The 20,144-nt window shown below is 71.1% G+C and carries 14 protein-coding genes; 3 read left to right on the forward strand and 11 right to left on the reverse strand.

Annotated features, from left to right (window positions below; translation table 11 throughout):
- Positions 1-8 precede the first annotated feature (8 nt).
- Positions 9-923, forward strand: a complete 915-nt coding sequence (locus V5O46_RS04655) for an endonuclease/exonuclease/phosphatase family protein (protein WP_332883102.1) — start codon at positions 9-11, stop codon at positions 921-923.
- A gap of 121 nt (positions 924-1,044) precedes the next feature.
- On the opposite strand, the gene V5O46_RS04660 is transcribed toward V5O46_RS04655, so the two are convergent.
- Positions 1,045-4,914 carry a bifunctional glycosyltransferase/CDP-glycerol:glycerophosphate glycerophosphotransferase gene (locus V5O46_RS04660; protein WP_332883103.1) on the reverse strand — a complete coding sequence of 1,290 codons (3,870 nt, stop codon included), beginning with the start codon at positions 4,912-4,914 and terminating at the stop codon, positions 1,045-1,047.
- A gap of 367 nt (positions 4,915-5,281) precedes the next feature.
- Between V5O46_RS04660 and V5O46_RS04665 the strand changes: the two genes are divergently transcribed.
- Positions 5,282-6,373, forward strand: coding sequence for an LCP family protein (locus V5O46_RS04665; RefSeq protein WP_332883104.1), 1,092 nt, complete (start codon positions 5,282-5,284; stop codon positions 6,371-6,373).
- Positions 6,374-6,400: 27 nt separating this feature from the next.
- Here V5O46_RS04665 and V5O46_RS04670 read toward each other — a convergent pair whose 3' ends face one another.
- On the reverse strand, positions 6,401-7,513 hold the full coding sequence (locus V5O46_RS04670; RefSeq protein WP_332883105.1) for a hypothetical protein: 1,113 nt from the start codon (positions 7,511-7,513) through the stop codon (positions 6,401-6,403).
- A gap of 122 nt (positions 7,514-7,635) precedes the next feature.
- Positions 7,636-8,652: a hypothetical protein gene (locus tag V5O46_RS04675; protein WP_332883106.1), complete on the reverse strand. Its 1,017-nt coding sequence runs from the start codon at positions 8,650-8,652 to the stop codon at positions 7,636-7,638.
- An 81-nt stretch (positions 8,653-8,733) separates the two neighbouring features.
- Here V5O46_RS04675 and V5O46_RS04680 point away from each other — a divergent pair, with 81 nt between their 5' ends.
- The gene (locus tag V5O46_RS04680) at positions 8,734-9,108 is read left to right on the forward strand and encodes a PIN domain-containing protein (protein ID WP_332883107.1); all 375 of its coding nucleotides are present in this window, start codon (positions 8,734-8,736) and stop codon (positions 9,106-9,108) included.
- Positions 9,109-9,193: 85 nt separating this feature from the next.
- On the opposite strand, the gene V5O46_RS04685 is transcribed toward V5O46_RS04680, so the two are convergent.
- The 8 genes from V5O46_RS04685 to V5O46_RS04720 form a co-directional block, all read right to left on the reverse strand.
- Positions 9,194-10,651 (reverse strand): glycosyltransferase family 39 protein, encoded by a 1,458-nt coding sequence (locus V5O46_RS04685; protein WP_332883108.1) that lies wholly within the window; start codon positions 10,649-10,651, stop codon positions 9,194-9,196.
- A 517-nt stretch (positions 10,652-11,168) separates the two neighbouring features.
- A complete protein-coding gene (dxs, locus tag V5O46_RS04690; protein WP_332883109.1) occupies positions 11,169-13,094 on the reverse strand; it encodes a 1-deoxy-D-xylulose-5-phosphate synthase in 1,926 nt (641 codons plus the stop codon).
- 229 nt (positions 13,095-13,323) lie between these two features.
- Positions 13,324-14,616, reverse strand: a complete 1,293-nt coding sequence (locus V5O46_RS04695; protein WP_332883110.1) for a sugar ABC transporter permease — start codon at positions 14,614-14,616, stop codon at positions 13,324-13,326.
- The gene (locus tag V5O46_RS04700) at positions 14,613-15,404 is read right to left on the reverse strand and encodes an ATP-binding cassette domain-containing protein (protein WP_332883111.1); all 792 of its coding nucleotides are present in this window, start codon (positions 15,402-15,404) and stop codon (positions 14,613-14,615) included. Before V5O46_RS04700 ends, V5O46_RS04695 begins: the two co-directional genes overlap by 4 nt.
- Positions 15,405-15,565: 161 nt before the next feature.
- The gene (locus V5O46_RS04705; RefSeq protein ID WP_332883112.1) at positions 15,566-16,687 is read right to left on the reverse strand and encodes a substrate-binding domain-containing protein; all 1,122 of its coding nucleotides are present in this window, start codon (positions 16,685-16,687) and stop codon (positions 15,566-15,568) included.
- 120 nt (positions 16,688-16,807) lie between these two features.
- Entirely contained in the window at positions 16,808-18,019 is a 1,212-nt protein-coding gene (locus tag V5O46_RS04710) for an ROK family transcriptional regulator (RefSeq protein WP_332883113.1), read from the reverse strand.
- A 204-nt stretch (positions 18,020-18,223) separates the two neighbouring features.
- Positions 18,224-19,147: a carbohydrate ABC transporter permease gene (locus tag V5O46_RS04715; RefSeq protein WP_332883114.1), complete on the reverse strand. Its 924-nt coding sequence runs from the start codon at positions 19,145-19,147 to the stop codon at positions 18,224-18,226.
- Between the two features lie 6 nt (positions 19,148-19,153).
- Positions 19,154-20,080, reverse strand: a complete 927-nt coding sequence (locus V5O46_RS04720; RefSeq protein WP_332883115.1) for a carbohydrate ABC transporter permease — start codon at positions 20,078-20,080, stop codon at positions 19,154-19,156.
- Positions 20,081-20,144: the final 64 nt, after the last annotated feature.

Below are 20,144 nucleotides of genomic sequence, written 5' to 3' on the forward strand. Positions count from 1 at the left end.
ATGACGGAATGCACTTGGCCGCCTCCGCGAGCCGGACCGCTCTCCGTCGGCGCCGCGGACGGCTCACCGCGGCGTCGGCCCTTGCGCTGACCACGGGCCTCGCCGCCCTCGCACCGCAGCCCCCCGCGGATCCGTCGCCGGCCGGGCCGGCCGCGCGCGCCCTGACGGTGGCGACCTGGAACATGTGCGGCATCCGGCGGTGGGGTTGCGCGTACACCGGGACGGCGGCAGCCAAACAGCAGGCCGTGCGGCACCTCGTCACCGCCGGGGCACACGTCGTCCTGCTCCAGGAGACCTGCGCGGCGCAGGTGGAGTCGGTACGTGCCGGGCTCGGCAGGACCTGGCAGGCTTCGTTCCGCCCCTACGGCTGGCGCGGCGGGACCGGGCGTACCCGCACGGTCCCGTGCGACGGCCCCGGGCAGGGCGCGGCCGGCTTCGCGATCCTCTCCGCCCACTCGCTGTCCTCGGTGGGCACCGTCTCCTCGCCGCAGCCGGTGGTCGGGCTCCAGCGGGGCATCCTGTGCGGGACGATCACCGCCCACGACGTCCGGGTGTGCAACGCCCATCTGACCGTCCCGCGGGGCGATCTGCGGCATCCCGGCCGGGAGTACCGCGACGGGCAGCTGCGGGCGCTGCTGGCGGCCGTGCCGGGGCGTCGCACCGTGTTCGGCGGCGACTTCAACCTCAGACCGCCGGTGCCGGGCAACCCCGCCGAAGAGGCCTGGCCCGCAGGCCCCTACCGCCGCTACCGGGAGTGCGACCAGGAGTCCGCCGCGGACCGGTCGGGTCCGCCGACTCATGCGTCCGGGCACAAGCTCGACTATCTCTTCACCGGACTGCCGCTGCTCGGCTGCGCCGTGCACGACACGGGGGTCTCGGACCACCGGGCGCTGCTGATCCGGGTGGACGACGCCGCCCGCTGAGGCCACACCCGGGTCACGCTCGGCGTCCGGCAGCGGAGCGGAGGACGCGTCGAGCGTGCACGGAGTGAAGGGTGGACGGGTCATGGCGTGGTGCCGGGACCGTCCGGCGTGGCGATCGGTGTCACGCGATCACGCCCTCGTACGTCCGCTCCTCGGGGGGCACCGACTGCTGCCGGTCCGGGAGCCGTCCCGGCACGGTCCCGTCCGCGGTCGTGCTCCGTGCAGGCAGCACGGCGGTCAGGCCCGAAGACGTGCTGTGGTCGGCGAACCAGTGGGCCGAGCTCCAGCGGACCGGTGTCATGGCCCGACCGGTGTGCCGGGCAGCGGCGCTGCCCACGGCGGGTGCCCGCGCCTCCCCCGGGGCGAGGTCCCCGCCCACGGTCAGCATCCGGTCGGCGAGCCGGGCGGCGGCGTGTCCGTCGTCCAGGTCGCAGAACTCGTTCTGGAACCAGCGATACCGCTCGGCGTAGCGCTCCTGGATCCGGTCGATGTCGCGGACGGCCGCCACGAGTTCCTCGGAGGTGGACAGGAGGGGGCCGGGGGCGCTGCCCTCGAAGTCGAAGTAGAAGCCGCGCAGGGTGTCCCGGTAGTGGTCCAGGTCGTAGGTGAAGAACAGGATGGGCCGCCCGGTGTTGACGTAGTCGAACATCAGGGAGGAGTAGTCCGTGATCATCACGTCGGTTATCAGCGACAGGTCGGCCATGTCCGGGTAGTCGGAGACGTCGAACACGAACCCGTCGCCTGCTCCGGGCACCGGGTCCACGACGTTGGGGTGCCGACGGACCATGAGGACGTGGTCGTCGCCCAGCCGGGAGCGGGCCTGGGCCAGGTCGATGCGGAAGTCGAGCTTGTACTTGCCCGGCGCGTAGAACTGGTCGTCACGCCAGGTCGGTGCGTACAGCACCACTCGCTTGCCCTCCGGCAGCCCGATCCGGCGGCGGATCTCCTGCTCCCTGCGCTCCGTGCCGGGGCGGCGCAGGATGTCGTTGCGCGGGTAGCCGCATTCGACCATCTCACCGGGGAAGCCGAAGGCTCGCTTGAGGATCGGGGTGGAGAAGCTGTTGGGCGAGACCAGCATGTCCCAGTTCTGCACCTCCTTCTCGACGCGCTCCAGATAGCGCTGGTCCGCGAAGTGGATGGCCTCGATGTCGTGGCCGATCTTCTTCAGCGGGGTGCCGTGCCAGGTCTGGACGACTATCTGGCCGTCGCGCTTGTGGAACCAGTCGGGCAGATGGTTGTTGGCGACGACGTACCGGCTGGTGGCGAGGGCCTCGTACCACTCCGGTGACCACATGCGCACGGGTGTCGCCGTGGGCGGCACCTGCACCTGGTCGTCGCGCACCACCCACAGATGCTCCAGGTCGGTGCGGCGGCGCACCAGCTCCTCGTGCAGGGCGCGGGGGCTGTCGGAGTACTGGGTGCCCTTGAAGGCGTCGAAGAGGACGGCGTCCCGCACCGGGTCTCGGCGGGCCGCGGGGTAGGCCTTGGTGCGCAGCAGCTTCTGACGGTACGGGCCGCGCGCGTGGTCGGGCATGGCGGAGTGGACCAGGAGGGAGAGCCGGTCGTAGGCCTCGGCCTGGAGTTCGTAGCGGCGCTCGTTCTCCCGGTACTCCTGGGGGAACGCCTCGATGAGGTCCTGCTCGATCTTCAGCATCAGGTCTTCGAGGCGGTCGTCGCGTGCCACCGCCGAAAGGTCCTGCCGGCGCAGGAAGAAGTCCCACCGGCCGGCCGCGAGCGGGATGTTCCCGGCCAGCGTGCGCATGGCGGCAGGCGCCAGCACGGCGCGGAACTCGTCACCGCTCCAGGTCAGGGGGACGGTGCGCTCGGCCCCGTGGGCGCGTGAACGCACCACCAGGTGGGCGTCCCGGTGCTGCTGGCCGGAGAGCCGGTTCGCGGCCCGGTAGTGGCCGTCGATCTCCAGCGAGCCGTCCTCCTGCCAGCCGAAGCGGGTCAGCGTGGGCAGGTTCGCCCGTTCGAAGAGCACGAGATAGCCCGAGCCGTTGCGGTGCACGACGACCTCGCGGTCGCCCTCCCGGGTCTGGAGGGAGGAGGGCATGCGGTAGTGGCCGTCCGGGGTGTCCTCCGCCATGACCGGATAGATGGTCATCTTGCGGCCCTCCACGTGGAACGTGGTCTTCCAGCCGTTGCTGCCCATGCTCCAGGACTCCGGGACGTCCGCCTCCGGTGCTGCGTCGGCCCGGAACTTCGGGACGAGGGAGCGTAGCGGCACCTTTGCGGTGAAGGTGCACCAGCCTTCCCCGCCCGAGGTGAAGCGGACCGTGGCGTCGTGCTGGCCGGCACCGTTCAGGCTGGCGACCCGGAGTTTGCCCCACTCAGGGACCGTGGGGCCGAGGTAGACGCCGCGCAGCTCCAGCTGGTCGCCGGTGATCCGGTGGCCGGTGATCCGGCAGCGCACGACCTCCACCCGCAGTTTGAGCTTGCCCTGGAGGAAGACCGGGAGGATGCGGGTGTTCCTGTCCACGTACCGATAGGGCGGGTTCGCGGCGGTGTCCGCAGCGCCCCGGGTCAGGCCCCGGTAGCGGAACAGTCCGCGGCTGAGCACGCCGGCGGCGACGTCCCAGGTACCCTCGGCCCACTTGCCCTTGCGCTTGAGGCGGGTGGTGTCGATGCGGGCCTCGAAGCCGGCCCAGTCATAGCAGTAACGATTCTGCTGGGAGTTCTCGGTGGCCTGCGGCGCATAGACGGTCCTGGCCGTGGTGACCACCATGCGTCCCTGCTTCTTGTTCCTCAGGGCGATCGCCTTCACCGACATGTGCTTCTTGTGCACGTTGATGAACCGGACGTAGGCGGTTCCGGTGAGGGTGAGCAGATCTCCGTTGGTGCTCCAGTGCGCGCCGGACAGCGCACCGTGCAGCGAGAACTCCTTGTCCAGCCGGTAGGCCTTCTTGTCGAGGCCCACCTCCCGGTCCCCGAGGTAGGGGTACTTCAGATAGCGGTGGAACCGGCGCTGCACGGGCATCGGCCCGCCGCGGCGCTCGAACTCGATGACGTCGAGGAGTTCGGCCAGCCGGCCCTCCCGCACCAGGAGCCACTTGACGCGTGCGTCGGCGGGCAGTTCGTCGATGATGGTGAGGTCGGTCTCGTCGAGGAACTCGTTGGCCCACTGCATGAAGGCGTTCCGGTACTCCTCGTCGGCGTCCGGCAGCACCTTCAGGTGCAGCATGAGGTCCGACTTCAGACAGGCGAAGTCGTATTTGCGCTTGCTCTCCTCGTACAGCCGGGAGCGCCGCCCGGCGAGGAAGCGGCTCACCGACTGCACCGCCGCGACACGGTCGCGCAGATTGGACAGTTCGCTGTGCCGCTGGGTGATGGAGGGGGCCGCGCCGCCCTCCCGGCGGCGCCAGTAGTAGACGACGTCCGTGAGGACGTCGACCTTTTCGGCCCGGAAGTGGGCGTACATGTTGACCCACGAGTCCTCGTACATGACGCCTTCGGGGAAACTGATGTGATGGTGGTCCCAGAAGGTCCGCCGGAACAGCTTGTTCCAGACCGTGCGGTCGTAGATCAGCGCCTCGAACTTCGTGATGTGGGTGCCGCGGCGTTTCTTCTGCATCGGCCCCCGGTGCAGCGGTGACTGCCACTTCTTGGTGGAGTTCATCATCTGCACATTGCCCGAGACGAAGTCGGCGTCGGATTCGTCGAGGGTGCGGACCAGCAGCTCGTAGGCGTACTCGGGGATGACATCGTCGCCGTCGACGAAAGCGAGGAACTCCGCCTCGGGGTGGACGTTGCGCAGTCCGGTGTTGCGTGCGTGACCCGGTCCGTGCGCATGCTGTCGGACGAGGCGGAAACGGGGGTCCGTCGCGCAGAAGTCGGCGGCGATTCTGGTGGAGCCGTCGGTGGACCCGTCGTCGACCAGGACGACCTCGAAGTCGCGGAACGACTGGCGCGCGAGGGACTCCAGGCATTCGGCCAGGTACGCCTCCACGTCCTGGAAGGGCACAACGACGCTCAGGCGTGGATGAACCACCAACTTGCACTCCTACCAAGACATTTCGCCCACCGGACGACCACGGCTCGCCCTTGAGACGCCCCACCCCTGTGGCGCACGGGCGGCCCCCTCGCCGCCTCGACTGCACCGGAACCTATGACCCTGTGAAAGCCCCCCTTCACATCGATCACAGGCCTGCCACATCTTATGTCACTCTTAGGTGCGGTCAAGCGACATTGGTGTGGCGTTCATCGCGCACCAGCGTTATAGTCACCCACCCTTAATTCGGATGCGGGGCATTGCTTATAGTTCCCCTCTGATGTGACCGCATCCGTGGGCCGGTCTCCCCCCACCCGGGCCCCGCACTCCGCAGCGCGGAGCCCGTGAGGAGAGGAACCGAACACCCATGACCCACAGCACCACCACGGAGCCGCGGCGTGCCCGCCGGGCCGAGTCCGGCGGCGGTCGCCGCCGGACACAGCGCGGACGCCGGCGCTGGGGACGCATCGTGCTGCTGGGCCTCCTCATCGTGCTGCTCGCCGGGGGCGGCGCAGGATACTGGCTCTACAGCGGCCTGGACGGGAACATCAAGGGTGTGGACCTGAACGAGGCCCTCGGCGACGACCGCCCCGAGAAACTGCCGACGGCGGGGCAGAACCTGCTGGTCCTGGGCTCCGACTCGCGCGCCGGTGACAACGCCGACTTGGGCACCGGCAAGGTGGCGGGGGCCCGGTCGGACACCGCACTCGTGGTGCACATCCCCGAGGGCCGGCAGCAGGCCGTCGCGGTCAGCATCCCCCGCGACACCCTCGTGAGCCGCCCGGAGTGCACCGCTGCGGACGGCACCGACCATGCGGCGGCCGACCGCGTGATGTTCAACTCCGTGTACTCGCTCGCCGGTCCGGCCTGTGTGGTCAAGACCGTGGAGAAGATGTCCGGAGTGCGCATGGACCACTACGTGGAGATCGACTTCGCCGGGTTCAAGGGTCTGGTCGATGCCATAGGCGGGGTGACCGTCACCGTCGACGAGCCCATCAAGGACAGCTCCAGCGGACTGGATCTCAGCGCGGGCACCCACAAGCTGGACGGCACCGAGTCCCTGGCGTTCGTCCGCACCCGGCACGGCGTCGGCGACGGCAGCGATCTGGGCCGCATCGGGCTCCAGCAGCAGTTCCTGATCGCGCTGCTGAGCGAGATCAAGCGCCAGGACCTGCTGGGCAGCCCCACCAAGACCTACCAGATCGCCGACACCCTCACCTCGGCCCTCACCACCGACTCCGAACTGGCCTCGCTGACCAGCCTGGCGGATTTCGCCCGGAGCATGAACGGCGTCGACCCGGCGACCATGGAGACCGTCATGCTGCCCGTCGCATACGACACACAGGATCCGAACCGGGTGGTGCCCGCCGACCCCCAGGCGGCGCAGCTGTGGGAGGCCGTCCGCTCGGACTCCGAGATTCCCGAGTCCGCGAAGAAGTCGCCGGCGACGGGCGGCTGACGCCGGGGACGCCAAGCTTCGGGGGCCTCAGCCGCTCAGTGCCTGCCACCGGGTGAGAGTGAGTCCGGCGGAGTCCTCCTGCCGGGCGACCCTCGGCACCCCGTCGGGGGCGATCAGCGCCGTCACCACCCGCCCCAGACCGTCCCGGGCCAGTGCCGGTGCGCCCTGGCAGGGTTCGGCCAGCGCGTACCACCAGAACCCGTCGGCCTCGTTCTCGGTGCCGCCGGTACCGAGAACGGCCGAGCCGTCCGCATTGCGGTAGGCGAGGACGACACAGTCGTAGCCGTCCACCACCGCGCGCACGCAGGCGTAGGGCCGCCCGGCCGAGGAGCCGCCCAGCTCGGTGGGCCAGTCGCCGTCCCTCCAGGCCGCTGCGCCACCGCTGTCGGCATCGGTCCAGAAGAACGTGGCCCGGTCCGGCCCGGTCTCCAGCGCGGCGACCGTGCCCGGTACCGGGCGCAGGGCGAAGCCGCGTGGTCCGGTGAACTCGCCGCCGGGTTCTTGCTGACGCCAGACGAGCACACCCGTCTCGGCCGCCGCGCAGACCTCCAGCCGGCCGCCGGCCAGCGCGATCGGTGCGGGCGGCGCATCCATGCCGCCGCCGCCCAGGTCCTCCCAGGCCCGCCAGGCGCCGCCCGGGGCCTCACGGCGCAGCGCCAGCCCGCCGCGTGCGTCGCGCACGAAGACGTACACGGTGCCGTCGGCCGCGACCGCCCCGACCGGCGGGCCGACCTCGCGCCCCTGGCCCCGGTCCCGGTGCGGACCGCCCAGCGAGCGCCAGTCGGTGATGGCCAGGCCCGTCTGATACTGGATGGCGTGCACGATGTCCACATGGGGAGCACCGTCCACGCCCGCCCGCTCCCTGCGGCCGAAGAAGTGGACGTAGGCGTTCGCGCCCTGGACCACCGTCAGCGCCGTCAGTCCTGTCACGGGCACGAAGTGCGGGCCGCTCCAGCCGGGCCCGCCGACGGTGGTCTCCGTCCAGCGCAGCAGCCCGTCCTCGGTGGGCGCGTACAGCGTGAGCCTGCCGTCCCTGCCCAGCGTGACCCAGTCTCCGTGGGCGGAGCCGGACGCGATCCGGCCACGCTTCGTGGCGCTCTTCCCGGCCGACCGGACGGGAGCCGACGACCTTCTCCGCATGGCTGGTGCACCTTCCCTGAAACCCGCCGTGTCACGGACCGGGGGATCCTAGAACGCGGAACATCATATGCGTTTCGTTCACCAGTTCCTCATGGCTGCGCAACCCGGTCGTCGGACTCCGCTCACACGCTCTGCCACGCGGCCAGCGCCAGCCCCGGCTCCTCCTTGCGCCGGGCCAGCCACAGCCGCGCCGTCGCCGGGGACTGCGCCGCCGCCGTGACCCGGCCGGCCTCGTCCAGGGCCAGCGCCACCTCGGCGTCGGCCGGCAGCTGCGGACCGGACTCGGTCCACCAGGCGCCGGCCGTCTCCTCCTCCGACGGGTACGCGGCGAAGGCGACCCGGCCGCTCGCCGCACGCTGGGCGAACAGGGTGCAGTCGTGGCCGTCGATGGCGCAGCGGACTGCGGCGAGCGGGCCGGGTCCGGCTGCGGCAACCACGGGGACGGGATCGCCCCCTGGACGCCAGGCGCACAGCGTCCCGGAGTCGTCGGTGAAGAACAGCGTCGTGCGCTCCGCGGAGGTGTCCAGCGCCCGCAGGGTGTCCGGCCGGGCCGCGGCCGCCACCTTCTCGACCAGCGTGAACTTGGTGCCGGGCTGCTCCTGGCGCCAGTACAGCAGCTCGCCGGGCGCGGCGACGTAGGCCTCGATGCGGCCGTCCCGGCCGGCCACCGCGACACACGTGCCGTGCAGTGCCCGGCCCTTGAGATCACGCCACGGCCCCCAGCCGCCCTTCTGCTTCTGCGCCCGCATGCTCAGCCCGCCGCCCGCGTTGCGGACGAAGACGTGGGCGCGGCCCTGCGCGTCGACCGCGACGGCCGGGGTGCCGGTGCGGTCGCCCTTCTGGTCGGGGTGGCCCAACGGCTCCCAGTCCAGCGGTGCGAGCCGGGGCCGGAAGTGGGTGGAGTGCACGAGTCCGGACTCGCCCCGGGCCGTGGGCCGCCAGGCGACCAGGTGGGTGTAGCCGTCGACGCCCTGGCCGAGGGAGACGCCGGGGTGCAGTCGCTGCTCGCCGCCGACCCTGCGGGGTGCCTCCCAGGGGCCGCCAGGCCCGAGTTCGGCACGGCACTGCACGGCATCGCCCGACGGGAGGTAGACACAGAGGCGGCCATCGGGGCCGCGAAGGAGCCAGTCGCCGTTCACCGGTTCACTCTAAGCGGCGCCCGGCGGCCGTCGCAGGGCGGGTGCGACCTGGCACGACGCGGTCGTGGGACCCTGTTCGGCATGGACCACGGCAGCCCTCTCATGGTGATCGTCGACGCGGCCAACGTCGTCGGTTCGGTGCCCGACGGCTGGTGGCGGGACCGGCGCGGGGCCGCGGAGCGGCTACGGGACCGGCTGGCGGCCGACGGGGTGCCGGGACGTCCCGGTGCCGTCGAGATCGTGCTGGTGGTGGAGGGGGCGGCGCGCGGCGTCGGGTCCGTCCCCGGCGTCCGGGTGGAGCCGGCGCCCGGCAGCGGTGACGACCACATGGTCGAGCTGGTCGCCCGGGCCGGTGACCGCGCCGTCCTGGTCGTCACGGCCGACCGCGAACTGCGCCGCCGGGTGACGGAACTCGGCGCGCAGGTGGCCGGCCCCCGCACGGTCCGGCCTGCGTAGCGGAACCCGCCCGACGCCACGCCCCGCCGCCCGCCCGCGGGCCGGTCCCGCGCCCCGTTCCGTCACCGCGCCCAGCCCCCGACGCTCACTGCCGTACGTACAGCACCGCGCCGTCCACGGCACCCGCCTCCGTGTACCGCTCCGCCAGCAGACGGCGCAGGGTCGGGAGATGGTGGGGGGCGTACGGCTTGCCCCGGGAGTCGTCGATGACGACGGCGGGCGGACGGGTGGTCAGCTCGGCACGGAAGACGGGCCACGCGCCCGCGATGCCGTACCGTTCACCGACCCGGGCCCCGGAGCGTCCGCCGCTGTAGTTGGTGAGGAGGCCGGCGGTGAGGTAGCGGCTGGCCGGGGCGCGGTCGGCGAGCCAGTACGTCTCCGGGTGCATGCCCCAGATCAGCACCCGGTCCTCCGGACCGGTACGCCGAGCCGCTGCGTCCGCGACGCGCCGGGCGTGGTCGAGGTCGGCGCGGGGGGCCAGCAGACCCCAGACCAGGAACAGCACACAGGCACAGGCCGAGAGCAGGACCGCGGTCGCCCGCCGCTCCCGGGGCAGCGCCCGCAGCGCGGCCGTCGCCAGCAGCACCAGCGGCGGCAGGAGCTGCAGGTAGTAGTGGCCGAAGAAGTGCAGGCCGGCGGTGACCGCCAGCCCCGAGGACCCGAGCCACAGCCACAGGTCCGCGGTGCCGGTACGGGCGTCACCGGAGCGCACCGCACGGACCAGCGCGGGGAGCAGCCCCGCGCAGGCGACCGCCAGGACCGCGGTGTTGGCCAGCGCCCGGCCCACCACGTGCAGCGCGGAACCGGAGAAGGAGGCGTACGTGCCCGAGCCGGTGACCGTCCAGAAGACGAAGCCCGCGGGGTCGGTCAGCAGGGCGGCGCCCAGGACCGGTGCCGCGGCGCCCGCCCCCAGCCGGACCAGCCCGCCCTGCCGGGAACCGGTGAGCCACCGCCACAGCACCGGCAGCAGTACCGCCGCACCGGTCTGCTTGGTCAGGAAGGCGCAGCCCACGGCGGCTCCGGCCGCGCCCCAGCGGCGGCGGTCGGCGCACCACATCGCAGCGGCCGTGACCGGCAGTATGAACACCTCGAAGCCTGCCGCCTGGGCGTCCTCCGGGTTGAGGCCGACCGAGACCAGCAGATACAGCACCCCTGCGGTGCGGCCCGCCCCGTCGCCCCAGCGCCGCCGGGCGAGCGAGGCGAGCAGCGCGGCGGTGGCGAGCTGGGCGCCGACGGCCACCACGCGCACCCACAGCAGTGACTCGGAGCCGGTCAGGGCGTACGCAGCCTGGTACAGCCAGGGCACCAGCGGCGGCTTGCGGTCGACGACGGTCTCGTACAGCTCTCCGCCGGCCGCCAGCATGCGGGCCTGGACGGCGAGGTAGCCCTCGTCGGGGTTCCACACGGGGCGGGTGAAGGAGGGCACACGGGTCAGGCAGGCCAGCAGCGCCAGCAGGGGGAGCAGCCGCCTCCAGTACGGTGGGCCGGCCGTCGTCTCCGGTGCGGAACCGGAGCGTGCCGGCAGGAGGGGCTGGGCGGGCATGGGCGCACGCTATCGGCGCGGGCGGCCCCGGCCGGAGGGGACATACGGGGCGGAGGCGGAGCGGGTCGGGTGGCTCACCCGGGCGGAGCGTTCCGGCGCCGGACGGGGAAGGCGGGCGCCAGGCCGGACGAGGAAGGCGGACGCGAGGCCGGTCCCGTCACCGCCCGCGCGCACCGGACCGGTCCGTCACCGACCGGCGCACGCAGGCCCGTACGGCCACGGACCGCACACACGGACCGGACCCGCCACCGACCACAGTGGATGCCACACGCACAGACCGGTCCCGCCACCGACCACAGTGACGCCACACGCACAGACCCTCGGCCAACCGCAGCACAACCCCACGTACAGGCCGATTCCGACTCCGACCGCGGAGACGTCACACGCTCACGCCGACCCGATCACCGGCCTCAGTCACGCCCCGTAGCGGCCGGCCCCGCCGCCGATCGCGCTGACGTCACGCGCACGGGCCGGCCCGCCGCCGGTCGCGGTGGCGGGCCGGCCCGTCGGCGGTGGATCAGTCGCGGGCGGGCTCCACCGCGTCCACGTCGGCGGCCGTCCGCTCGTACCGGCCGTCGAGCCTGGCGACCAGGCCGGTGACCTGGCGGGCGATGTCGGGCGCGGTGAGCCCGATCTCCGCCAGGACCTCGGCGCGGGAGGCGTGGTCGAGGAAGCGCGGCGGGATGCCGAAGTCCCGCAGCGGGACGTCGACGCCCGCGTCCCGCAGGGCCTGGGCGACGGCGGAGCCGACGCCGCCGACGCGGGAGTTGTCCTCGACGGTGACGACCACGCGGTGGCGCTCGGCGAGCGGGGCCATCGCCTCGTCGACCGGCTTGACCCAGCGCGGGTCGACGACGGTGGTGGAGATGCCCTGCTTGTTCAGCAGCTCGGCGACCTCCAGGCACATCGGCGCGAGGGCGCCGACGGAGACGAGCAGCACGTCCGGGGAGTCGGTGCCCGGCTCGCGCAGCACGTCCATGCCGCCGACGCGGCCGACGGCCGGGACGGCGGGGCCGACGGCGCCCTTGGAGAAGCGGACGACGGTCGGAGCGTCGTCGACGGCGACGGCCTCGCGGAGCTGGGCGCGGACCTGGTCGGCGTCGCGCGGTGCGGCGAGGCGGAGGCCGGGGACGACCTGGAGGATGGACATGTCCCACATGCCGTTGTGCGAGGCACCGTCGGTGCCGGTGACGCCGGCCCGGTCCAGCACGAAGGTGACGCCGCACTTGTGCAGGGCGACGTCCATCAGCACCTGGTCGAAGGCGCGGTTGAGGAAGGTCGCGTAGACGGCGAAGACGGGGTGCACCCCGCCGTGGGCGAGGCCCGCCGCGGAGACGGCGCCGTGCTGCTCGGCGATGCCGACGTCGTACACCCGTTCGGGGAACCGTTTGGCGAACCGGTCCAGGCCGACCGGCTGGAGCATCGCGGCGGTGATGGCGACGATGTCCTCGCGCTCCTCACCGAGCTTCACCATCTCCTCGCCGAAGACGCTGGTCCAGTCGGCACCGGAGGAGGCGATGGGCAGCCCGGTGTCGGGGTGGATCTTGCCGACGGCGTGGAAGCGGTCCGCCTCGTCCGCGAGGGCGGGCTGGTAGCCGCGGCCCTTCTCGGTGAGGCAGTGCACGATGACCGGTCCGCCGAAGCGCTTGGCACGGGTCAGCGCCGACTCCAGGGCCTCGATGTCGTGGCCGTCGATGGGGCCGACGTACTTCAGGCCGAGGTCCTCGAACATGCCCTGCGGGGCGATGAAGTCCTTCAGGCCCTTCTTGGCGCCGTGCAGGGTGTCGTAGAGCGGGCGGCCGACGACCGGGGTGCGCTCCAGGACCTCCTTGGTGCGGGCCAGGAAGCGCTCGTAGCCGTCGGTGGTGCGCAGGGTCGCCAGGTGGTTGGCGAGGCCGCCGATGGTGGGGGCGTAGGAGCGCTCGTTGTCGTTGACGACGATGACCAGCGGACGGTCGCCGTCGGCGATGTTGTTCAGTGCCTCCCAGGCCATGCCGCCGGTGAGGGCACCGTCGCCGATCACCGCGACGACGTGGTCGTCGCGCTTGCGCAGCTGGTTGGCCTTGGCGATGCCGTCGGCCCAGCCCAGGACGGTGGAGGCGTGGCTGTTCTCGATGACGTCGTGCTCGGACTCGGCCTGGGCGGGGTAGCCGGACAGGCCGCCCTTCATCTTCAGCCGGGAGAAGTCCTGGCGGCCGGTGAGCAGCTTGTGCACGTAGGACTGGTGGCCGGTGTCCCAGAGCACCTTGTCCTTCGGCGAGTCGAAGACCCGGTGCAGGGCGAGGGTGAGCTCGACCACCCCGAGGTTGGGGCCGAGGTGGCCGCCGGTCTTGGAGACGGCGTCGACCAGGAAGGTCCGGATCTCCTGGGCCAGCTCCCCGAGCTCCTCCGGGCTGAGCCGGTCCAGATCGCGCGGTCCCGTGATGCGGGTCAGCAGCGGCACCCGTGCCTCCTTGCAGTAGAGCTGTTCGAGCTGTTGCCGGGCTTGTCGAGTCTAATGTTCCGCCGCGGCGGAACACCGCCGGGCGGTGCGTCATACGTCACGCGATCGGCTGTACCCAGCCACGGCCCGTTCTACGACACGGACACGCGTACGACACGGGGGACGACGCGGCTGTGCCCGGCACCGCCGTTGGTGCCGGGCACAGGTTCCGGGAGGGCCGTCGGCCGCGTTACGCGCGGCCGGCGGTCCGCTGGGTCTTGCGGGTGACCGAGTCGATGACGACCGTCGCCAGCAGCACCCCACCGGTGATCATGTACTGGACCGGCGCGCCGGTGCCCTGCAGCGCCAGGCCGTACTGGATGGAGGTGATCACCATGACACCGAGCAGGGCGTTCCAGATCCGGCCGCGGCCGCCGAAGAGGCTGGTGCCGCCGATGACGGCCGCCGCGATCACGTTCATCAGGAGGTCGCCGGAGCCGGCGCTCTGGTTGGCGGCGGCGATCTTGGAGGCCCAGAAGAGTCCGCCGACGGCGGCGAACAGGCCCGCGAGGGCGAACACCGAGACCCGGACCGCGACCACGTTGATGCCGGCGCGGCGGGAGGCCTCGACGCTGCCGCCGAGCGCGAACACCTTGCGGCCGTAGGGGGTGCGGCGCACCACGAAGTCCATGCCCACCAGGACGACCAGGAACAGCAGCAGGGCCAGGGGCAGGCCCTTGTACTGGTTGAACATGACCGCTGCGGAGTAGGCGATGACGGCCAGCAGACCGGTCCGCACCAGGATGTCGCTCAGCGGGCGGGACGGCACACCGGCGGCCTCCCGGCGGCGGCTGTCCAGGAAGGCGGAGAGGAAGTAGCCCGCGACGGCGAGCGTGGCCAGGCCGTAGGCGGCGGCGACGTCGGAGAAGTAGTAGGTGGTCAGCTTGCCGACCACGCCCTCGCTGTCCAGGTTGATGGTGCCGTTCTGGCCCAGCAGCTGGAGCATGAAGCCGTTCCAGAACAGCAGTCCGGCCAGGGTGACGGCGAAGGCCGGGGCACCGATCCGCGCGAAGAAGAAGCCGTGCAGGCCGCCGATCACGGCACCGCCGGCGATCGCGACCACCAGGGCGAGCCACTCGTTGACGCCGTTGGTGACGGCGAGCACGGCGAACAGCGCGCCGGAGACACCGCTGACCGAGCCGACCGACAGGTCGATCTCGCCGAGCAGCAGCACGAAGATGATGCCGACGGACATCATGCCGGTCGCGACCATGGCGACGGCGATGTTGTTGAGGTTCTCCGCGGACAGGAACGCCGAGTTCAGGCTCTGGAAGACCACGCAGATGACGACCAGGCCGATGACGACCGGGATGGACCCCAGGTCGCCGCCGCGGACCTTGCGCTTGAACTCGTTCAGATAGCCGGTGATGCCCTGCTCACGGACGAGCAGCCGGGGATCGACGGCGGTGTCGGAGCCGCGGGCGGCCTCCGGGTTCTCCACGACGTGCTCGTCGGCCGGGGCGGAGGTCTTGTCGATGCTCACTTCTGAGCCTCCCCGTTGGTGCGCGCCGCACGGCGGGTCACGGCGTTCTCCGTGGCACCGGTGATGGCGGAGATGATCTCTTCCTGCGAGGTCGACTTGACCTCGAAGACGCCGTTGTTGCGGCCGAGGCGCAGCACGGCGACCTTGTCCGCGACCGCCTTCACATCGGCCATGTTGTGGCTGATGAGGATGACGGCGTGGCCGCGTTCGCGCAGCCGCTCGACCAGGTCGAGGACCTGTGCGGTCTGCTCCACACCGAGGGCGGCGGTGGGCTCGTCGAGGATGACCAGCTGGGGCTCGCCGAGCATGGAGCGGGCGATGGCCACGGTCTGGCGCTGACCGCCGGAGAGCGAGGCGATCGGGATGCGGACGCTGGGGATGCGGATCGAGAGGGTGTCGAGCAGCTCGCGCGAGCGGCGCTCCATCTCGACCTCGTCGAGTATGCCGCGGCGGCGCAGTTCCCGGCCCAGGAACAGGTTGCCGACGACGTCGATGTTGTCGCACAGCGCGAGGTCCTGGTAGACGGTCGCGATGCCCAGGTCCTGGGCGTCGTGCGGCTTGTTGATCGATACGGCATTGCCCTCCCATTCGATGACGCCCTCATCGATGGGATGCACGCCGGCGATCGTCTTGACCAGCGTGGACTTTCCGGCTCCGTTGTCGCCGACCAGGGCGACCACTTCACCGGCGTGGACCTCAAGCTCTACGTCGGTGAGCGCCTGGACGGCACCGAATCGCTTGGAGACCCCGCGCAACGCCAGCACGGGCGTAGCGGACACGTGAACCATCTCCTTCGCCGCCTGACCCGGCGGAAGGTAGTGCAGAAGAGTTGGGGGGTTCCGTCCGGCGCCCCGCCTAGCTTGCGGGGCTGGTATGAGCGGGGCGCCGGAGGAGCAGGGGGCGGTCGTCCCGTGGGGCCTTGCGGGCTCCTACGGGACCGTGGGACCGCTTACTTGAGGCCGAGCTTGTCGCAGGCCGCCTTGAACTTGGCGGTGCAGATCTCCTCGACGGTGTAGACGCCGTCCTTGATGACGGTGTCGTTGATGTTGTCCTGGGTCAGCGAGACGACCGGGACGAGGACCGAGGGGACGCCCTTGGTGGTGGGGCTGTCGACCGAGTCCTTGGCGACGGAGTCGAGCGCCTCGCCGTGGGCCAGCGCGACGGCCATCTTCGCGGCGGCCTCGGCCTCGGGGGCGTACGGCTTGTAGACGCTCATGTACTGCTCACCGGCGACGATGCGCTGCACACCGGCGAGTTCGGCGTCCTGGCCGGTCACCGGCGGGAGGGTGGAGAAGCCGCCGGCCTTCAGGGCGGTGATGATGCCGCCGGCCATGCCGTCGTTGGCGGAGTAGACGCCGACGATCTTGTCCTTGCCGAGGGCGGAGATGGCGCCCTCCATGTTCTTGTTGGCGTTCTCCGGCTTCCACTCCTTGGTGTCGTACTCCTTGCCGATGTTCACCTTGCCGTCGAGGACGGAGTGGGCGCCCTTCTTGAACAGGGCGGCGTTCGGGTCGGTGATCGACCCGTTCATCATGACGATCTGCCCGTCCTCGGCCTTGTCGCCCAGCGCCGCGAGCAGCGCCTCGCCCTGGACCTTGCCGACCTGCTCGTTGTCGAACGAGGTGTAGGCGTCGATCGGGCCCTCGGCCAGGCGGTCGTAGGCGACGACCGGGATGCCGGCGTCCTTGGCCTTCTTCACCGAGTTGGCGATCGCCTTGGCGTCCACCGCGTCGAGGATCAGCACGTCCACCTTGTTGCTGATCATGGTCTCGACCTGCTGGTTCTGGACCGTGGCGTCCTGCTTGGCGTTGGCGTAGACGACCTCGCCCTTGTTGTTCGTCAGCTCCTTGATCTTCTTCTCGATCAGCGGCCGGTCGAACTTCTCGTAGCGGGCGGTCTGGTTCTCCGGGAGCAGGAGACCGACCTTGATGTCGTCGCCCTTCTTGGCGGCGGCGTCCGAGGACTTGTCGCTGCCTCCGTCGGCCTCCTTGGCGCTGCCACAGGCGGCGAGCGAGACGGCCATCGCGGTGGCGGCTACGGCAACGGCGGCACGACGCATACGCGTGTTCATTCAGAAACCTCCCTGACGAGGCCGCGTCGTTGCGGCCGAGGTGGCTGGAAGTCAACTCGGCCACACGTGCGACGTCAAGAAGTAAATCCTTAACGAGATGGCAACGGTGCCATCCGTTCTCTAAGTGAAGGCGGGGGCAGCGGCCGGCAGTGCCCCGGACGCAGTTCCGTCCAGAAGGGTCGAATCGCCCATCTCGCTGAGTGCCAGGGCGAGCGCGCCGAGCACCTCGGCACGGCCCCCGAGTGCCCCGGGGAGAACGGAGAGTTGGCGGCCTGCGCTGGGGATGGCGTAGCGGCTCACGGACTCCCGGATGGGCCCCAGGACCAGCTCTCCGGCCTCGGCGAGATCACCGCCGAGCACCACCCGGCTGGGGTTGAGCAGGTTGCAGAGGTTGGCGACGCCGCTGCCGATGTACCGGCCGACGTCGGCGACCACGCGGCGGCAGCCCGGGTCGCCGTCCCTGGCCAGCCGCACCACGCCCTCCATCGTGAGATCGGTGCCGTGGCTGGGCTGGAGCAGCGGCAGCACGTACCTGGCGGCGGCGAAGGTCTCCAGGCAGCCGCGGTTGCCGCAGCGGCAGACCGGGCCGGACTCGTCCAGGGTGATGTGGCCGATCTCCCCCGCGGTGCCGCCCGGGCCCCGGTAGATCATGCCGTTGATCACCAGCCCCGCGCCCACACCGCTGGCGACCTTGATGTACGCCAGGTCCCGCACCCCCCGGCCGCTGCCCCAGACCAGCTCGCCCAGGGCGCCGAGGTTGGCGTCGTTGTCCACGTGCACCGGCACGCCGAGCCGCTCGCGCAGCTCCTCGGCGGGCTTGGTGCCGCCCCAGCCGGGCAGGATGGCGGTCGAGCCCAGCGTCCCGGACTCCACGTCGATCGGACCGGGCACGCCGAGCCCCACCCCGGCGACCTTGGCGCGGTCCACCCCGGTCGCCGTGATCAGCCGGTCGACCAGCCGTTCCGCCCGGGCGAAGCCCTGGGTGGAGGAGGCGTCGACGTCCAGCGGCTCGGCCTCCTCGGCCAGCACCTGGTGGGCGAGGTTGCCGACCGCGACCCGCAGGTGCGTGTGCCCGAAGTCGACGCCGATCACGATCCCGGCGTCCCCGCTGAGCGAGACGCTGCGCGCCCGCCGGCCGCCCGCCGAAGTGGGCGTGACCTCGACGGTTCCGCTCTCCTTCAGTTCCCGGACGATGTTGGAGACCGTCGCGGCGGACAGTCCCGTGGTCCTCGCGATCTCCGCCTGCGTGAGGGACCCGGCCAGCCGGACGGCCCGTACGACCCGCTCCAGGTTGGCTCGGTGCAGGGACGACTGCGACCCCGGAGTCTCCACGACGACCTCCATGCGTACGGGGCCGCTTCGGTGAGGCCCCGTGTATGTCCAACTAGTGAACTCTAAGCTGAGCCGTTCGGGTCGCCTCCCGTCAAGAGGTTGAACCGTATCCGGGTGCCCCGCACACGCATGCATATGCCGCCCCCGGTGCTGCGGGGACGGCATACGAGAGGGGTGCCGGGCTGGCCGGCCGGCGCGGGGCGGCTACTTCAGTGCGCCCGCCGTGAGCCCGGCGACGACCTGCCGCTGGAAGACGATGTACGCCGCAAGCACCGGCAGCATCGCCATCACCAGGCCGGCGAAGAGTCCCGACCAGTCGCCCTTGTAGCCCTGGCTGACCGCCAGCTCCACCAGGCCCTGGGTGAGGACCCGCTTGTCGGGGTCGGTGTTGAGCACCGTCGGCAGCATGTACTGGTTCCACTGCCCCAGGAAATTGAAGATCCCGACGCTGATCAGCCCCGGCTTGGCCATCGGGAGCATGATCTGGAAGAAGGTCCGGGTGTGCGAGGCCCCGTCGACGAACGCGGCCTCGGCCACCGAGGTGGGCAGCGTCCGGAAGAACGCGGTGAGAAAGAACACCGTGAAGGGCAGCGAGTAGGCGATGTAGACCAGGATCAGCCCGTGGATGGTGTTCAGCAGTCCCATGTTGTTCACCACGTAGAACAGCGGGACCAGGGCAAGCATGATCGGGAAGCTCATGCCGCCGATGAACAGGTAGTAGATGAACCGGTTGCCCGGGAAGTCGAACCGGGCCAGCACGTAGGCGGCCATCGAGCCCAGCACCAGGGTGCCCACGAGCGAGCCGCCCACCACCAGGATCGTGTTGAGGAAGTACTCGCTCATATGGGCCTGGGTCCAGGCCCGCGACCAGTTGTCGAAGTGCAGCTTCTCCGGCAGCGACCAGGGCGAGCGGAAGATCGAGGCGTCGTCCTTGAAGGACGTCATCACCGCCCAGAGCAGCGGGAGGGTCACCATGATCGCCCAGATGACCAGGATCCCGTGGGAGAAGACGTTGAGGACGGTGCCTTCCTTTGCCGCCCTCGGGGTCCCGCCGGCCGGGGCGGCGGTCTTGGTGACGCCGGAGCCGGCCTGGGCCGGGACGTCAGCGGAGGTCTCGGTCGTCTTCATGGATGATCAGTACTCCAGCCGCTCGCGCCGGCCCAGCCGCATCACGAGGGCCGCGAAGGCCAGCGTGACCACCAGCAGGGCGACGCCGATCGTGGTGGCATAGGCGGCCTGACCGTCACGGAACGCCTTCTGGTACACGTACAGGACCATGACGGTGGTCGAGTAGTCGGGCCCGCCGGGCCCGGTGGTCATGATGTGCACGACCGCGAACGACTCGGCGCCGAGCGCGAGGATGCCCATATAGACCCAGCCGGACTGCACGGTGTCCCACAGCAGCGGCAGGGTGACCCGGAAGAACGTGGTGAAGCGGCTGGCCCCGTCCAGCAGCGCGGCCTCGTAGAGCTCGGCCGGTATGGAGGCCATACCGGCGGAGAAGAGGACCACGAAGAAGCCGACCGTGGACCACACCAGCACCGCCATCACACACCACAGCGCCAGGTCGGGGTCGCCGAGCCACACCGGCTGGACGCCGTCCAGCCCGATCCCGCGCAGCAGGGAGTTGATCGCGCCGCTGTCCGGGTTGTACGCGAACGCGAACAGCAGGGCGACGATCGCGATGGAGAGCACCTGCGGGAAGAAGTAGACGATCTTGTAGAGCCCGGAGCCGCGGACCCCGGTGACCACCGGGCCGCCCCGGCGGTGCCGCCCGCCCACATTGATCATGAAGGACAGGAACAGCGCGAGGCCGAGCGTCACCAGCGGCACCAGCAGCGCGAACAGCACGCTGTGCCACAACGACTTCCAGAAGATGTCGTCGTCGAGCATCCGCGCGTAGTTGTCGAAGCCGACCATCGTGAAGTCGGGGCTCAGGCCGGTCCAGTCGGTGAACGAGTAGTAGATGGACTGGACGAACGGCCAGACGACGAAGAGCGTGTACACCCCGAGGGGAACCGCCAGGAACCCCACGATGAACCGGTACTTGCCGTGCTGCATGTGCCTACGACCCCGATCTGTGCGCGGGCGCCGCCGAGGGCCTGCCCGGCGCGGCTGCGCCGGG

This window comes from Streptomyces poriticola, assembly GCF_036689765.1.
Classification (GTDB): domain Bacteria; phylum Actinomycetota; class Actinomycetes; order Streptomycetales; family Streptomycetaceae; genus Streptomyces; species Streptomyces poriticola.